Raw genomic sequence first — 16,295 nt, 5'->3', positions numbered from 1 at the left:
TTATCTGAGCTACCACAATGAGGGATTAATTTCATTCAAAAAGAGGTGATGAGCCGAGCCAAATGCAGCCCCTTTGCCTCACCTTCCGGCAGTGTCAGGCAGGCGGCAAGCTCCACATGCGACGACCAGCGAAACTGATCCACAACCTGCACCCAGTCCAGCCGATACCCTGCCGCCACCATGTTTTGCACATCGCGGGCAAAGCTGACCGGGTTGCACGAAACATAGGCCACGCGCGGCACGCCGGCGCGGATAATCTCGGCCACCTGCGCCTCGGCCCCGGCGCGAGGCGGGTCCAGCACAACGGCGTCGATCTTGGCCAATTCATCCGGCAAAAGCGGGCGGCGGAACAGATCGCGGGTCTCAACGGTGAGCGGTTTGGCCCCCTTGGCCCGACGCCAGCCGCCCTCAAGCGCGGCGATCATCTCGGCATCGCCCTCGACCGCATGAACCCGCGCCTTTTGCGCCAGTGGCAAAGCGAAGGTTCCGCAGCCTGCGAACAGGTCCGCCACGGTCTCGGCCTGCCCCACGGCATCTACGACGGCGTCGCGCAGGGCCGCTTCGCCATGGCGGGTGGCTTGCAAGAACGCGCCCGGCGGGGGCGTGACCGCTGCGCTTCCAAAGTGCTGCGCGGGCGGCGCACGCATCGCGATCACCTCGCCATCCCAAGTCAGCCGTGCCAGCGCCAAAGCCTCACAGGTCTGCGCCAATTGCTGCCTCAGCGGCCCGTCGAGCGGTTTGCCATTGGCAACCGACACGTCCAGCCCCTCTTCCGACAGCGTCACGGTCACGGCCAATTCGGCCTTGCGGCTGGTGCCGATCAGCGCCAGCTCCTCTGCAACCTTCAACCCCGGCAAAAGTGCGGGGTCGACCAGCTGACAGCCCGGCACCTCGATCAACACGTCAGAAGCGCGGCCATGGAACCCCGCCATGGCGCCCTTTTTCGTGCGGCGAGCAGCAAAGGTGGCCCGGCGGCGCGATTGCGCAGGAGAGGTTTGGATGGGGCGAAATTCAGTCTCTAACCCATGCGCCGACAGCGCATTGCGCACCACATCAACCTTCCACGCAGCCACGAAATCATCCGCCGCATGCTGCAATTGGCAGCCTCCGCAGGATTTGAAATGGCGGCACGGCGGCGCGACCCGCTGATCGGAGGGCGTAACGATCCGCACGTCGCGCAATTGCTGGCCCTCGACCTCACCGCTGACGGTTTCCCCCGGCAGGGTCATCGGGGCAAAGATCGGACCTTCGGCGATGCCGTCGCCGTGGTGGCCAAGGCGCAAGATGTGATGTTCTGTCATAGCCTGCCCATAGCGCGGCAAAGGCCACAGCGAAAGCCTATTCCGCCGCCTTCACATCCAGAAACCCGCCCGACTGCCGGTGCCAATAGCGCGCATAAAGCCCGTCTTGGGCAAGCAGATCAGCATGGCTGCCGATCTCAGCAATGCGGCCCGCGTCCAGCACCATGATGCGGTCCATCTCTGTCAGGGTCGACAGGCGGTGCGCGATGGCGAGCACAGTTTTGCCTTCCATCACACGGTCAAGGGTCTGCTGAATGGCGGCCTCCACCTCGCTATCAAGCGCGCTTGTCGCCTCATCCAGCACCAGAATGGGCGCGTCTTTCAGGATCGCGCGGGCCAAGGCAATGCGCTGCCGCTGCCCACCAGAAAGCTTCACCCCACGCTCGCCCAGATGCGCGTCATAGCCGCGACGGCCTTTGTGATCCTCAAGTTCCTGAATGAATTCATGCGCTTCGGCACGTTCCGCAGCGGCGATGACCTCGGCCTCGGTCGCATCGGGCCGCCCGTAAAGGATGTTGTCCCGCGCGGAGCGGTTGAACATCGCAGTCTCCTGCGTGACCATTCCGATGTTGCGGCGCAGGCTCTCTTGCGTGACTGTCGTGGTATCCACCCCGTCGATCAATATCTTGCCCTGTTCCTGTTCATAGAGCCGCAAAAGCAGCGCAACGAGCGTCGATTTCCCCGCCCCCGAGGCACCGACGATTCCTAATTTCTCGCCCGGTTTGATGGTCAGTGAAATACGGTCGATCCCCCCGGTCTGACGGCCATAGGCAAAGCCCAGATCGCGCAACTCGATCTGCCCGGCCTCGACCACCAAGTCCCGCGCATCAGGCTCATCATTTAGCCGCACGCGCGGCGTTAGGGTACGCATGCCGTCCTCGACCTCTCCAATGTTGGAATAGATCGCCATCAGCGTGAAAGACACCCAGCCGGTCATCTGCGCGATACGGATCGCGATGGCACCGGAGGCCACGATATCCCCCTCGCTCGCCATACCGCGCTGCCATAGCAGGATCGTCCCGCCCAACAGCAGAACCGGCAGAAGCCCGGCAAGGCTCATCAGCGCCAAGCGGAACCCTGCGGCGAGATAGCCAAACTCCAGCGCCCGGGCACGAAAGCTTTGCATCGCGGAAAGCGCTGCTCGGTCTTCGTGATCGGCATGGGCAAAGAGTTTCACCGTCTTTATATTGGTGATCGTATCGACCACCTGCCCCGACACCATCGCCCGCGCCCCGGCCCGACCCGCGGCCCTCTTGCGCACGCGCGGCAAGAACCAGTTGATCAGCGCCAGATACATCACCAGCCAGACCGAAAACCCAAGTGCCACGCGCCAGTCAATCGCCAAGAGCAGCGCAACCGACCCGACGAGAGAGGCCAGCGCAAAAGCCACCACGTTGATCACCTCAGCCGCCACTTCTGTCACCGCCCGCGCGGCCTGCATCTGCTTTTGCGCGATGCGTCCGGCAAAATCATCATCAAAGAAGTTGACGTTTTGCCCCAGCGTCCAACGGTGCAGACGCGACAGCACCAGCGGGTTCACATTGGGCTGCACCATGATCGCGTTCGAGGCCGAGGACAGGCCGAACAGCACGGGCCGTGCCACAAGAAAGAACGCGACTGCGCCCAGCACCAGCACCAGACTGCTGCCTTCGAAGAACCGCTCTGGCCCCGCGCTGACCGTAGCGTCGATGACCTCGCCCAAAATCCACGCCGTGCCCGCCTCCATCGCGCCAGCGGCGGCGGAAAGGAGCGCGGCAAGCCAAAGCACCGGCCAAGCGCCCGACAGACACCAGCGCATGAATGCCCCCAGCGTTTGCGGCGGCGGGCCATCGGCGGGGTGAAACGGGTTGATCCAGTTCGAAATGCTCACGTCTTGTCATCCAATGCGAGAAAACCGCCCGACTGACGGTGCCAGAAGGCTGCATATAGGCCAGCTTTCTGCAAAAGCGCGTCATGGGTGCCTTCTTCGACGATACGTCCCTGATCCAGAACCAGAATTCGGTCCATCTCGGCAATTGTGGACAGCCGGTGTGCGATGGCGATGACGGTCTTGCCAGCCATCATGCCATAGAGTGTTTCCTGGATCACCGCCTCCACCTCACTATCAAGCGCGCTGGTCGCCTCATCCAGCAACAAGATCGGCGCATCCTTCAGGATCACTCGGGCGAGCGTAATCCGCTGACGCTGCCCGCCGGAGAGTTTCACACCCCGTTCGCCGACACGGGCATCATAGCCCGAGCGTCCCTCCGGATCTGTCAGATCAAGAATGAACTCATGCGCCTGCGCCTGTTTCGCCGCCGCGATCATCTCGGCCTCGCTGGCATCGGGGCGGCCGTAGAGGATATTCTCGCGCACCGAGCGATGCAGCAGCGAGGAATCCTGCTGCACTACGCCGATGTGCCGCCGCAGACTGTCTTGCCGGACTTGTGAAATGTCCTGCCCGTCGATCCGGATCTGCCCCGCTTCGGCATCATAGAACCGCAGCATCAGCTTCACGAGGGTCGATTTCCCGGCGCCGGAACGGCCAACAAGGCCAATCTTCTCGCCCGGTTGTACAGTGATATTGATGCCTTGGATCCCGCCGCTCTCGCGCCCGTAGTGGTGGCTTAGATCTGCCATCTCGATCTGCCCGTCCGTCAACTTCAGCGACGGCGCATCGCGTCGGTCGGTCAAGGCAAGGGGCTGGGCAATGGTTTCCATCCCCTCGGCCACGACACCCAATTCGCGGAAAAAGCTCGACAGCGCCCACATGATCCAGCCGGTCATGGAGTTCAGCCGCAACGCCAGCGCTGCGGCAGCGGCGACAACGCCGACACTCGCCTCTCCGCCCATCCAGAGCACCAACGCCCAGCCGACGACACCGACGATCAACATGCCGTTCAACAGGGTCAGCACCACATCCATGATGGTGAAAATGCGCATCTCGCCTTGGAAAGTACGCCGTGCCTCTTCAATCGCCTCTCCGGCAAAATCGACCTCAAGGTCATGATGCGCGAACATCTTGACCGAGTGGATATTCGTATAAGCATCCACGACACGCCCGGTCACTTGCGAGCGCGCATCCGACGCTGCCTTAGAGGCCGGGCCGACCCGTTTGATCGTCCAGGCCACCAAGCCGCCGTAGAGCACAAACCAGCCCAAAAGCGGCACTAACAAACGGATATCGGAGGTAGAAAGCAAAATCGCCGCGCCAATCATATAGGCCAGCGAGTAAGAGATCGCGTCAAAAACCTGAAACACCACCTCCCCCGCCGCGGGGGGTGTTTGCATGATGCGATTGGCAATACGCCCGGCGAAATCATTCTCGAACCAACCGACCGATTGCCGCAAGACATGCCGATGCGCCCGCCAACGGATCAGGGTGCCAAAGTTCGGCAGGATGGCGTTATTCAGCAGCATCACGTCGAGGGCTTGCACCAAGGGTCGTAGGAACAGCACCGCGAGGGCGACAAGGATCAATTCGGTCCCGTAGTCCTCCCACATCTGCGCAGGGTCGCTGCCCAGCAGGTCAACGATACGGCCCATGTAGTAGATCAGACCAATCTCAATCGCAGCCACAAGGATCGCCATCACCCCGGCGAGGACGAAGACCTTTTTAAAGGGCTGTGCATAATCCCGCAAAAAGGGCCAAAGCCCCTGCGGCGGGTGATCCTTTTCGCGATAGGCAACATAGGGATCTACGAGGTTTTCAAAAAATCGGAACATGGGGAGGCCTTGGAAATAAACGTGCAAAATGATCGGCGATGCCCAATGGCAAAGCCGCAGAGGGCGGCTAAAGGTTATGCCAGCTTAGCTGAACCAGATCCCGCGGTACATTTCGCACATCTCCCTTGTAATACAGCTTGAATAGCTGAAATCGGCCTCAATGTCGACTAGCTTGCCCCCGACAGGAGTTCCGTGCGGGACAGAGAGAAATCGGAAGCGATCCAAATTTGCTCTAACCGAGCAATCTCACACCCCAACTCCGGGCCTTTAAGCTTCGGCATCAGATCCTTGGCCGTCACGGGAAACCGCGCGGAAGCGGCACGATCTATAGTCTCTAATACAGCGCTTTCGGGCGATTTTTCGGCCAAACAGGCCCGCAGCAATGCAGCGCCGCGCGCCACTTCAACTCCATGACGATAAGCCAGTTCTGGGAGGGGTGGCCCCGCAAACCCCTGTTCTTGAAATAGCGCAAGACGTTTGGCTTCGACCCTGCTTAGCCGCAGACGGCCAGCCAATCCCTCTCCGCCCAGCGCAGCCAGACGCACCAGCCAATCCGGAGCCAGCTCCAGCGCCTGCTCGAAATGGACCAGCATGGATATCCAGCGGTCATCGCTCCCGGGCAAGAGCACCGGCAAAACTCCGGTCTGGCGCATCAACGCCAATGCAGGCGCGGGATCAGGAGCGCGGAGCAGCTTTTTAAATTCTTGGCCCACGCGCTCTGCCGAAAGAGTCTTTAGCCCGTCCAAATTTGATGAGATCGCGTCCAGCGCATCAGGTTCCGGCCCTGCCTCTGGGTCGCCATACCAAGCCATGAAACGAAAATAGCGCAGGGTACGCAGATAATCTTCGCGAATGCGCTGCCCCGCGTCTTCGATAAAACGCAGGCGTTTTGCGCGAAGGTCAGGCAGCCCACCCAGCGGGTCAAGCACTTGGCCGTCCGGCGTGGCGTAAAGCGCATTCATCGTGAAATCGCGGCGCCGCGCGTCCTCGGTGATATCGGTCGAGAAAGCCACAACCGCCCGGCGGCCATCGGTTTCGACATCGCGGCGAAAGGTGGTGATCTCGAACGGCTTGCCACCAGAAACCAGCGTCACGGTACCATGGTCGATCCCTGTCGGCACGGCCTTGACCCCGGCGGCCTTGGCCAGCGTCATCACAGTCTCAGGTGATGCATCAGTTGAGAGGTCAACATCACTGTCGCGCAGGCCCAATAGTGCATCGCGCACACAACCACCGACAAAGTAGATACGATGCCCGCCGTCCTGCACCACGCGGCAGACCCGCTGTGCGTCTTCGTCCTGTAACCAGCGCGTCGAAGCTGGAATCATCTGTTCATTCGCGTCGCCCATGCCCGCAACATACGCGCGGTCGCGCCCCAGATGTAATAGGGGCCGTAGGGCACGGCGTAATAATACCGCCGCTGGCCGCGCCAACGCCGGGAATGGACAAGGTAGTTGCTGGGGTTCAGCACATGGTCGAGAGGGACGCGAAACACCTCCTCAACCTCTCCGGGCTCTGGCACCACGGTGAATTCACTTGTCACATAGCCGATCACAGGCGTCACGCTGAAACCAGTCACCGTCTCATGAGCGGGCAACACGCCCAAGACATCTACGATCTCGCTCGGCAGGCCAATTTCTTCGCGGGCTTCGCGCAGGGCGGCGGCGATAACATCCGCATCGCCGCCGTCTTGTTTGCCCCCCGGAAAGGCTATCTGTCCGGGGTGATGTTTCAACGCCGAAGAGCGTTTGGTCAGGATCAGTTCCAATCGCGCGCCCGTATCAAACACCGGCGCGAGCACGCCTGCAGGCCGCAGGCTACGCCCCTCGGGCAAGGTGACCTCCGGGTTCAGGTCAAAATCAGAGGATTCCACCCCCGTCTGCGCGAGCGCCTCGCGGAAAGACTGGAACCGATCGCTCACCTTAGGCCTTGGCGTCGAAACCGACCGTCACCGGGTCGAGGTCATAATGTGCGCCGCAGAATTGGCAATCGGCGGTCACCCGGCCCTCGTCCGTCGTCATTTTCTCAATGTCGCGGGCCGAGTAGATCGAAAGGCTTTGGCGCACGCGATCTTCGGAGCAAGTACAGCCAAAACGCACCGGCTGCGCATCATAGACCCGTGGTTGTTCCTCGTGAAACAATCGCAGCAGCAGGTCGGTCGGGGGCACGCTGGGGCCGATCAACTCCAACTCTTCAACCGTGCCGAGCAGGATGTTCACGCGGTTCCAGTTCTCGGCCTCATCGCCTTCGACCAAGTCGTCGGCCTTGAGGACATCGCCAGTCCCCTCGCCCGATGCCGCCAGTGGGGAGGCTTTGGGCATATGTTGCAACATGATTCCGCCAGCGCGCCAGTGCTCCGGCTCATCCGGACCGGACGATTTGCCAAAGCTTAGCGAGAAACGCGTCGGCAACTGTTCGGACTGCGCAAAATAGGCCTCGGCACAGGCGGCCAATGACCCACCGGCCAGCGGCGTGATGCCCTGATAGGGGGTCATACCTTTGCCTTGGTCGATCATGATCGCAAAATACCCTTCGCCAACCTGCTCGAAAGGAGCCTCATCCGTCAGCCTGTCCGCGTCATAGCTCGCATAGGCGCGAATACGTGCAGGCTCGCCTTCCTTTTCGGGGCCGTAGTAATCGGTGGCGATCATCCGAACGGCGCCTTTAGACTGCACCTGCAACGACAATTTCCAGCGCAGCTTGATCGTTTGACCGATCAACGCGGTCAGCAAAGCCATTTCGGCCACCAGAGCTTCAACCTGCGGCGGGTAGTCGTGCTGCTTCAAGATGCCTTCCAACACGCCATCAAGCCGCGCCACGCGGCCGCGCATGTCGACATCATCTAGCTGAAAGGGCAGAACGGTATCGTCCCACGCGATTTTAGTTCCTTGGGTCATCGGGTTTCCTTATCGGGGGCCGCTTGGCATACCGCGTCTATATAGGCGCAGCAACCCATGGAAAAAGGGGCAGCAGATGATCAGACGTACAGGCCAGATGCCACAGCCCGGCCAAACCTACACGCCCCGTCCCGGCGCCTATGCCATTCTGCCGCTGCAAAGTCGTTTTTTGATGACGCTTGAAATGGGCGACGAGACCGAAGTGCAACTGCCCGGTGGCGGCATTGAGGCTGGTGAATCCCCTCTTCAAGCGCTGCACCGCGAAGTACTGGAAGAAACCGGTTGGCGCATTGCCCGCCCGCGCCGTCTGGGTGCGTTCCGCCGTTTCACCTATATGAATGATTACGATCTTTGGGCGCAGAAAATCTGCCATATCTACGTCGCCCACCCTGTGCGCCAGATTGCCGAACCGACAGAACAACACCATGCCACACTGGTGCTATCTGCCAGCGAGGCCGTGGCAACCCTCGCGAATGAGGGCGACAGGCTGTTTCTAGAACGTTACTTCACATCACAAAACAAACTGCGCCAACGTCTCGTCGTTGGTAATGTCCGTATAGGTAAAACCTGATTGTCCCAACTGCTCCAAGAAAGGCCTAAAGCTCTCAGGCTGCCGTGTCTCGATCCCGATCAAAACCGAACCAAAATTGCGCGCTGATTTTTTAAGATACTCAAAGCGGCAAATGTCATCATCAGGCCCAAGCATCATCAGGAACTCCTTCAAGGCGCCCGGCCGCTGCGGCATGCGCAGGATGAAATATTTCTTGACCCCGGAATAGCGCTGCGCTCGCTCCTTAACTTCAGGCAAACGCTCGAAATCGAAGTTACCGCCCGAGGCCACACAGACCACCGTTTTGCCTACAATTTGATCCGCCACTTCGCCCAGCGCATCAATCGACAGCGCGCCCGCTGGCTCCAACACGATGCCCTCGACATTCAACATCTCATTGATCGTCACGCAGATACGGTCCTCCGGCAGATGCACCACATCCGCAGGGTTCACCCCGCGAAGCCGCTCAAACGTCCGCGCACCTATCTTGGCCACTGCGGCGCCATCGACAAAGTTATCAATCGGAGAGACATCGACCGGCGCCCCCACTTCCAACGCCCGCGCCAAGCTCGGCGCACCGGCAGGTTCTACGAATGTGTAATCACAGGTGTCGCCAAAATAACTGACCACCCCCGAAGACAGGCCGCCGCCGCCCACCGGCAAGATCACCCGGTCTGGCACCCGCCCTAATTGCTCGGCAATCTCAACGGCAACAGATGCCTGCCCCTCAATCACATCCTCATCGTCAAAGGGCGACAGGAAATGCGCCCCCTCATCCCGGCAAAAGTTCTGCGCAGCGGCCAGAGTGGCGTCGAAATAATCCCCGACCAGCCGGATCTCGACGTTATCGCCGCCAAAAATGCGGGTCTTCTGCACTTTCTGTTGTGGCGTCGTCACCGGCATAAAAATCACACCCCGCACCCCGAAATGGCTACAGGCAAAAGCCACCCCCTGTGCATGGTTTCCTGCCGAGGCACAAACAAACAGCCCCTGCCCCGGGATCACCTTGCGCATCGCATTGAACGCGCCACGCAACTTGTAAGAGCGTACAGGGCTCAAATCCTCGCGTTTCAACCAAATATCCGCGTCAAAACGCTCCGACAGATGCTCATTCCGCAACAGTGGTGTGGCCGGAAACAACACCCGCAACGCCTCTGCCGCCGCTTGTGCTTTCTGTGCAAAATCATCCGCCATCTGTGCTCTCCTTGCTGCCATTCGTCGATAGGCGCGCAGCCTGCATAGGTCAACGCAGGCTTCAATCTTGCCCGCGCCCGCGAAAACCGCTACCTCGCAGAGCGAACTTGAAAGGAACCCCGTCATGTCCGCGCCCAAGAAAGTCGTGCTTGCCTATTCCGGCGGCCTCGATACCTCGATCATCCTGAAATGGCTACAAACCGAATATGGCTGCGAAGTGGTGACCTTCACCGCCGACCTCGGCCAAGGCGAAGAGCTAGAACCGGCTCGCAAGAAAGCTGAGATGATGGGCATCGCCCCAGAAAACATCTACATTGAAGACGTCCGCGAAGAATTCGTGCGCGACTTCGTCTTCCCGATGTTCCGCGCCAATGCTGTTTATGAAGGTCTCTACCTGCTAGGCACTTCAATCGCCCGTCCGCTGATCTCCAAACGTCTGGTAGAGATTGCCGAAGAAACTGGCGCCGATGCGGTCGCCCACGGCGCCACCGGTAAAGGCAACGACCAAGTTCGCTTTGAACTGGCCGCCTATGCGCTGAGCCCTGACATCAAAGTGATCGCCCCTTGGCGCGAATGGGATCTGTCGAGCCGCACCAAACTTCTGGCCTTCGCGGAAGAAAACCAAATCCCGATCGCCAAAGACAAACGCGGCGAAGCGCCATTCTCTGTCGATGCCAACCTCCTGCACACCTCGTCCGAAGGCAAAGTCCTCGAAGACCCCGCCGTCGATGCACCCGACTACGTCTACCAGCGCACAGTCAGCCCCGAAGACGCACCCGACACCCCTGAATACGTCGAAATCGGCTTCGAGCGCGGCGATGCCGTCAGCATCAACGGCGAAGCCATGTCCCCCGCCACGATCCTCACGAAACTCAACGAGCTTGGCGGCAAACACGGCTGCGGTCGTCTCGATCTCGTCGAAGGTCGTTTTGTCGGTATGAAGTCCCGCGGCATCTACGAAACCCCCGGCGGCACCCTGCTGCTCGAAGCCCACCGCGGCATCGAATCCATCACGCTCGACCGCGGTGCCATGCACCTCAAAGACGAGCTGATGCCGAAGTACGCAGAATTGATCTACAACGGTTTCTGGTACAGCCCCGAACGCATGATGCTGCAAGCTGCCATCGACGCCAGCCAAACCCACGTCACCGGCACCGTGCGCCTGAAACTCTACAAAGGCCATGTGCGCACTGTAGGGCGCTGGTCCGATCACAGCCTCTACTCCGAAGCCCATGTGACCTTCGAAGACGACGCCGGCGCCTATGACCAGAAAGATGCCGCAGGCTTCATCCAACTGAACGCCCTGCGCCTCAAACTGCTCGCCGCCCGCGACAAACGTCTCAAAAGCTGAAGCGCGGAAGCCCCCTTCCCCTTCATCCTTTCTTAAATATCCGCGGGGGTCCGGGGGCAGCGCCCCCGGCGGCCTGCCCCAAGGGCGCCAAAAGAAGAAGGCTCAGGCGTTTCCACCTGAGTCTTTTTCTTAACAAGCGCCAAGATACATCACTCCGTGTTCACTACCTTCATCACCAATGCACCCTTCGGTTTGTTCGGCTGGCCCTCTTCCGGCTTAACATCGAACACCGTCTGCTTTGCGTCGCTATCTTCAGGCTGAACGATCATCATAACCATATCGTCCTCTTCGACCTCATCTTGCAGCACCGGGGCGATTTCTTTGGCCTCCCCGGCGCGCAGTGGGGCAACGCCAATCACTGCGCCGGGTTTCATTTCTTCATCGGTCCGGTACATTATTAACCAACCGTTTTCATCCGCGATAACCTTTTCCGCACTTACAGCGGTATAAGACAAATCATCGTCTGATGCTTCGGCCATGGCAGTGGCATATGCATCGGCGCAAGCACCACCCGTAACCATCGCCAAGGCGATTAGGGTGCTTGTCATACTTTTCATTTACTTCGTCCCCCATTTGCAGCCGCTAAATTCACGAAGAAGGAGACCAGAAGTTTCAAATTTGTCGTTTTAATTTTATCCGCTTGGTAAAAAGCTTCTCATAATAGGGCATAGCCTCTTCCAAAACCTCTTGCTGAGCGCGGCTAAGTTCGGGCAATGCTCCTTCGGGGCCTGCGAAACCGGTGCTTTTGTGGATGGCCCCGTACCAATGCGGCGCCCATACGCCGTCTTCAGGTCGTGGCCCGGCAGACCAGTGCAACATTGCGGGATCAAAGGGTAAATTTACCGCCGTGCATAGTTTGCGCAGCATACCTTCGGGATCCGCGCGGATATCTGCACTATCAATGATCACCCCACCAAGATGTTCATACAGCATGACCTGACGCTCAAAACCAATATCGGCCAAGCGTGGCTCTTCGCGTTTTTCCGCGTAGCTAGAAATCACCCGCGCAGGATGCCGGATGAGGTGGACGTTCACGCAGTCCTTCGCCCAATCCAGCGGAAACCCATCAACCATATGCTGCGCCATATGTTTCATATAAAGGTGCCGCGCGCCGTCCTGTACAAACCCGTTGGGGACCAATGCAGGGTCTTGTTCCTGTGCAGCCAGCACCGCGCCGCGCATCGGGTGGTCCAGACCAGTGACCTTCAGATAGGCTGCATAGAAAGGCTCATCTATCGCGGTAAAGTCCTGACGCGCCCCAAAACTGTACATCATCGCCGTGCTCAGATTGCGTGGCCCGGACCACATCGCGATACGCATGAAACTCTCCCAATTGCAGTTCAACCTGCGACGCTAGAAAGATCACCGCTTTAAGCCAAGTGGTAAATTGCCTTCACCACAGCGTGACTTTCCCCGTCTCGGCCTTGCGCTACCTGCGTCCCAGCGGCAACCCTTTGCCAGAGGAGGACCATCATGTTCCGAAATTCAATATTTAAACCCGCAATCCTGACCCTTGCCATCACACTTGGGGTCGTGATGCAGAACCGCCCCGCCGCGGCGGCAGAGACAGAGGTGCTGACCGTAGCAGGCGGCTGCTTTTGGTGTGTAGAAGCGGATTTTGAATCCGTGAAAGGTGTAAAAGAAGCCGTTTCAGGCTTCGCAGGCGGCCGCACCAAAAACCCGACCTACAAAGAAGTCACCGGCGGCAACACTGGCCACTATGAAGCGGTGCAGATCCAGTTCGACCCTGCCGTGGTCAGCCGCGATACGCTGCTTGATCTGTTTTTCCGTTCGGTTGACCCTACGGACGCCGGCGGTCAGTTTTGTGACCGTGGGGAAAGCTACCGCACGGCGATCTTCGCTAGCAACGCCGCCCAAAAAAGCGCGGCAGAAGCGGCGAAGGCCGAAGCACAGGCCGCACTTGGCACTCAAATCGTGACCCCGATCCTTGGCGATGCACCGTTCTATCCGGCCGAAGATTACCATCAAGACTACTACAAAAGCAGCGAACGGCTGGCGTTCAGCAGTGTAGGTGTAGCCGTTAAAAAATCAGTAGCCTACAAACGTTACCGCAGCGGCTGTGGCCGTGATGCGCGCGTAAAACAGCTTTGGGGCAGCGCCGCGCCCTTCGTCAAATAAGCTCTAATTCTTCGACTAGTCACTAAAATCATGATCCCCGATCTCTTTGAGGTCGGGGATCACATCTGCTGTTCCGTGGCGCATGACCATCAATGCTCCGGCCCGCATCGCCAGATCGATTGCCTGCGGCATGTTCATTCCCCGGTCCAGCCCGGCCACCAGATATCCAGTAAAAGTGTCTCCGGCTCCCGTCGTATCAACTGCATCAACCTTATAAGCGGGGAATGTTTCAATGCGATGTGTCTTGTTAGAGACCCATTCACAGCCTTCCGAACCCAACGTCACCACAATGTCATCGACAGGCAACTGACGTAATTCCCCCCCGGTAGCCGCCCGAAGCTGTGCCGCTTCAACCTCATTTAGCACGAGCAAATCAATCTGCTCGATAATCGCTGTCACCGCCTCCGCATCAAAAGGTGCCGCTGCATAGGCCAGCCGCAGGCCCAAGGTCTTGGCCGTTTGCGCCGCGAACCGCTGGCCGTTGGTTTCGTTCTGCATCAACAGCCAGTCGCCGGAGGAGGCCTCGCTCAGCGCCGCACCGATCATCTCATCGGTGATTTCGTGATTGGTGCCGGGGAAGATGACGATGTTGTTCTCGCCCTCAAGATCAACGGCGATATTGGCGTGACCGGTGACCCCCTCCATCAAGGTGATATGCGCCGTCTCGACCCCGTATTCCAAAAGCCTTTCCAGCGCCCAACCGCCATCGGCCCCCAGCGCGCCGACATGCATCACCCGCGTCCCGGCGCGGGCGGCGGCAACCGACATATTGGCCCCCTTACCGCCCAGCCCTTGCCGAAAATCCCGGGCCGAAACGGTCTCTCCCGGCCCCGGCAGATGGGGCAGCAGATAGAAGTTATCCGCGTTGATAGAGCCGAGATTCCAGATCATCAGCCCACCTTGCAGGCCGCGAGAATGGCCATGTTGAGGATGTCATTCGCGGTGGAGTTCGAGGAACAAATCTGGATCGACTTATCGAGACCGGTCAAAATCGGCCCGATCACCGTCGCCCCCGCCATTTCCTGCATCAGCTTGACCGAGATACTGGCCGAATGTCGCGCCGGCACCACGAGGATGTTGGCAGGCCCCGTCAGCCGTGAGAACGGGTAGTTCGCTTGGCTCGCCGCGTTTAGCGCCACGTCGACGGTCATCTCGCCCTCGTATTCGAAATCGACGCCGCGCTGGTCAAGCACTTCAGGCGCGAGGTGCATCTTTTCGGCGCGCTCCGAGACGGGGTAGCCAAAGGTCGAGAAACTGACAAAGGCCACCCGCGGCTCTAGCCCCAGATGTCGCGCTACGCGGGCACCGCTTTCAGCAATATTAGCCAGATCGTTTTCGTCAGGCCATTCGTGCACCAGCGTATCGGCAATAAAGACGATCCGCCCCTTATGCAGCAGCGCCGTGATCCCTGCGGCTCCGGCTTCGGCATTTGCGTCAAAGACATGGTTCAACCGTTCCAAAACATGCGCCGACTTGCGGGTGGCCCCGGTCACCAGACCATCGCCATGGCCATGTGCCAGCATCAGCGCCGCATAGACGTGACGATCGCGCGAGGCGAGGCGGTGAATATCTTTGCGGTCAAACCCTTTGCGCTGCAGACGGCCATAAAGGAAATCTTTGTATGTTTCCAAATGCTGCGTATTGGCAGCGTTCACCACCTCCAACTCGCGCACTGCATCTTCCATGCCGCTGGCTTCCAGCTTGGCGCGCACGTCGTCCTCGCGCCCCACGACCAAGGCTTTCCCCAGTCCGGCGCGCTGGTACATGACCGCCGCGCGCAGCACCTTTGGATCATCGCCTTCGGCGAAGATCATCCGTGCTTGGTTCGCCCGAGCCCGCGCATTGATGCCGCGCAGAATGCTGGCAGTCGGGTCCATCCGCGATTTCAGACCCAATTCATAGGCGTCCATGTCGATGATCGGACGGCGCGCGGCCCCGGTGTCCATTCCCGCTTTTGCCACGGCAGGTGGGATCCGGTGGATCAAGCGCGGGTCGAAAGGCGTCGGGATGATGTAATCGCGACCGAAGGTCAGGGTCTTGCCATAGGCCAGTGCAACCTCGTCCGGCACATCCTCACGCGCCAATTGGGCCAAGGCGTGCGCACAGGCGATCTTCATCTCGTCGTTGATGGCGCGGGCGTGAATATCCAGCGCCCCGCGGAAGAGATAGGGGAAGCCCAGCACGTTGTTAACTTGGTTCGGGTAGTCCGAACGCCCGGTGGCGACAATGGCATCCATCCGAACTTCGTGCGCCTCTTCGGGCGTGATCTCGGGGTCGGGGTTCGCCATGGCAAAGATCACCGGGTTATCGGCCATAGAGGCCACCATGTCCGGCGTTACGGCCCCCTTGACCGAAACGCCAAGGAAGACATCCGCACCCTTCATCGCCTCTTCGAGGCTGCGCAGCTCGGTATTGGCAGCGTGGGCCGATTTCCACTGGTTCATACCCTCGGAACGGCCTTGATAGATCACGCCCTTGGTGTCGCACATGATGCAGTTGTCGTGTTTCGCGCCCATGGCCTTAAGCAGTTCCAGACAGGCGATCCCAGCAGCACCCGCGCCATTCAGCACGATCCGCACGTCCTCGATCTTTTTGCCCGACAGGTGCAGCGCGTTGATCAGACCCGCTGCGCAGATCACCGCCGTGCCGTGTTGATCGTCATGAAAGACGGGAATATCCATCTCTTCCTTGAGCCGCTGCTCAATGATGAAACACTCAGGCGCCTTGATATCCTCGAGGTTGATCCCGCCAAAGGTCGGACCCATCAATTTGCAGGCATTGATAAAGGCTTCGGTGTCTTCGGTATCAAGCTCAATATCGATAGAGTTCACATCGGCAAAGCGTTTGAACAGCACCGCCTTGCCCTCCATCACCGGCTTGGAGGCCAGCGCGCCCAAGTTCCCCAGCCCCAGCACCGCCGTCCCGTTGGAGATCACAGCGACCAGATTGCCCTTGTTGGTATAGTCATAAGCCGTTTCGGGGTTCGCCGCGATCGCCTCACAGGGGACTGCCACACCGGGGGAATAGGCAAGGCTGAGGTCCCGCTGGGTGGTCATCGGCACGGTGGCCGAGATCTCGAACTTGCCGGGCGTCGGTTCGAGGTGAAAGGCAAGCGCCTCTTCAGAGGTGATACGGTTCTTTCTCGTCACGACATTACC

General features: G+C 59.6%; 14 protein-coding genes. 3 read left to right on the top strand and 11 right to left on the bottom strand.

The window, feature by feature from the left end; translation table 11 throughout:
• Window positions 1–35: 35 nt before the first annotated feature.
• The 6 genes from ACSQ16_RS02585 to ACSQ16_RS02560 all read right to left on the bottom strand — a co-directional run bounded on the left by ACSQ16_RS02585 (window position 36) and on the right by ACSQ16_RS02560 (window position 7,903).
• Window positions 36–1,301, bottom strand: coding sequence for a class I SAM-dependent RNA methyltransferase (locus ACSQ16_RS02585; RefSeq protein ID WP_243261811.1), 1,266 nt, complete (start codon window positions 1,299–1,301; stop codon window positions 36–38).
• A gap of 37 nt (window positions 1,302–1,338) precedes the next feature.
• Complete coding sequence (locus ACSQ16_RS02580; protein WP_243261813.1) at window positions 1,339–3,171, bottom strand: ABC transporter ATP-binding protein; 1,833 nt, start codon at window positions 3,169–3,171, stop codon at window positions 1,339–1,341.
• The gene (locus tag ACSQ16_RS02575; RefSeq protein ID WP_243261814.1) at window positions 3,168–5,006 is read right to left on the bottom strand and encodes an ABC transporter ATP-binding protein; all 1,839 of its coding nucleotides are present in this window, start codon (window positions 5,004–5,006) and stop codon (window positions 3,168–3,170) included. Before ACSQ16_RS02575 ends, ACSQ16_RS02580 begins: the two co-directional genes overlap by 4 nt.
• 167 nt (window positions 5,007–5,173) lie before the next feature.
• Window positions 5,174–6,355 carry a CCA tRNA nucleotidyltransferase gene (locus ACSQ16_RS02570; RefSeq protein ID WP_243261815.1) on the bottom strand — a complete coding sequence of 394 codons (1,182 nt, stop codon included), beginning with the start codon at window positions 6,353–6,355 and terminating at the stop codon, window positions 5,174–5,176.
• Entirely contained in the window at window positions 6,331–6,927 is a 597-nt protein-coding gene (locus ACSQ16_RS02565; RefSeq protein ID WP_243261817.1) for a CoA pyrophosphatase, read from the bottom strand. The genes ACSQ16_RS02570 and ACSQ16_RS02565 overlap by 25 nt, the downstream gene beginning before the upstream one ends.
• A gap of 1 nt (window position 6,928) precedes the next feature.
• On the bottom strand, window positions 6,929–7,903 hold the full coding sequence (locus tag ACSQ16_RS02560; RefSeq protein ID WP_243261818.1) for an Hsp33 family molecular chaperone HslO: 975 nt from the start codon (window positions 7,901–7,903) through the stop codon (window positions 6,929–6,931).
• A gap of 76 nt (window positions 7,904–7,979) precedes the next feature.
• Here ACSQ16_RS02560 and ACSQ16_RS02555 point away from each other — a divergent pair, with 76 nt between their 5' ends.
• The gene (locus ACSQ16_RS02555; RefSeq protein ID WP_243261819.1) at window positions 7,980–8,474 is read left to right on the top strand and encodes an NUDIX domain-containing protein; all 495 of its coding nucleotides are present in this window, start codon (window positions 7,980–7,982) and stop codon (window positions 8,472–8,474) included.
• On the opposite strand, the gene ilvA is transcribed toward ACSQ16_RS02555, so the two are convergent.
• Window positions 8,415–9,647, bottom strand: a complete 1,233-nt coding sequence (ilvA, locus tag ACSQ16_RS02550; RefSeq protein WP_243261821.1) for a threonine ammonia-lyase IlvA — start codon at window positions 9,645–9,647, stop codon at window positions 8,415–8,417. The genes ACSQ16_RS02555 and ilvA overlap by 60 nt on opposite strands.
• Window positions 9,648–9,771: 124 nt before the next feature.
• Here ilvA and ACSQ16_RS02545 point away from each other — a divergent pair, with 124 nt between their 5' ends.
• Entirely contained in the window at window positions 9,772–10,998 is a 1,227-nt protein-coding gene (locus ACSQ16_RS02545; RefSeq protein WP_243261822.1) for an argininosuccinate synthase, read from the top strand.
• 149 nt (window positions 10,999–11,147) lie between these two features.
• Here the strand turns inward: ACSQ16_RS02545 and ACSQ16_RS02540 are convergent, their stop codons facing one another.
• Complete coding sequence (locus tag ACSQ16_RS02540; RefSeq protein WP_243261823.1) at window positions 11,148–11,555, bottom strand: DUF7282 domain-containing protein; 408 nt, start codon at window positions 11,553–11,555, stop codon at window positions 11,148–11,150.
• Window positions 11,556–11,610: 55 nt separating this feature from the next.
• Window positions 11,611–12,318 carry a sulfotransferase gene (locus ACSQ16_RS02535; protein WP_243261825.1) on the bottom strand — a complete coding sequence of 236 codons (708 nt, stop codon included), beginning with the start codon at window positions 12,316–12,318 and terminating at the stop codon, window positions 11,611–11,613.
• Window positions 12,319–12,471: 153 nt separating this feature from the next.
• On the opposite strand from ACSQ16_RS02535, the gene msrA reads away from it, so the two are divergent.
• Window positions 12,472–13,137 carry a peptide-methionine (S)-S-oxide reductase MsrA gene (gene msrA, locus ACSQ16_RS02530; RefSeq protein ID WP_243261826.1) on the top strand — a complete coding sequence of 222 codons (666 nt, stop codon included), beginning with the start codon at window positions 12,472–12,474 and terminating at the stop codon, window positions 13,135–13,137.
• 15 nt (window positions 13,138–13,152) lie between these two features.
• Here the strand turns inward: msrA and ACSQ16_RS02525 are convergent, their stop codons facing one another.
• Window positions 13,153–14,028: a ribokinase gene (locus ACSQ16_RS02525; RefSeq protein ID WP_243261827.1), complete on the bottom strand. Its 876-nt coding sequence runs from the start codon at window positions 14,026–14,028 to the stop codon at window positions 13,153–13,155.
• A complete protein-coding gene (locus ACSQ16_RS02520) occupies window positions 14,028–16,286 on the bottom strand; it encodes an NADP-dependent malic enzyme (protein ID WP_243261829.1) in 2,259 nt (752 codons plus the stop codon). Before ACSQ16_RS02520 ends, ACSQ16_RS02525 begins: the two co-directional genes overlap by 1 nt.
• Window positions 16,287–16,295: the final 9 nt, after the last annotated feature.

Source organism: Sulfitobacter sp. SH24 (genome assembly GCF_965641895.1).
GTDB classification, from domain to species: Bacteria; Pseudomonadota; Alphaproteobacteria; order Rhodobacterales; family Rhodobacteraceae; genus Sulfitobacter; species Sulfitobacter dubius.
Note: the sequence above shows the minus strand (reverse complement) of the source record. Positions and strands in the feature narration are given on the sequence as shown.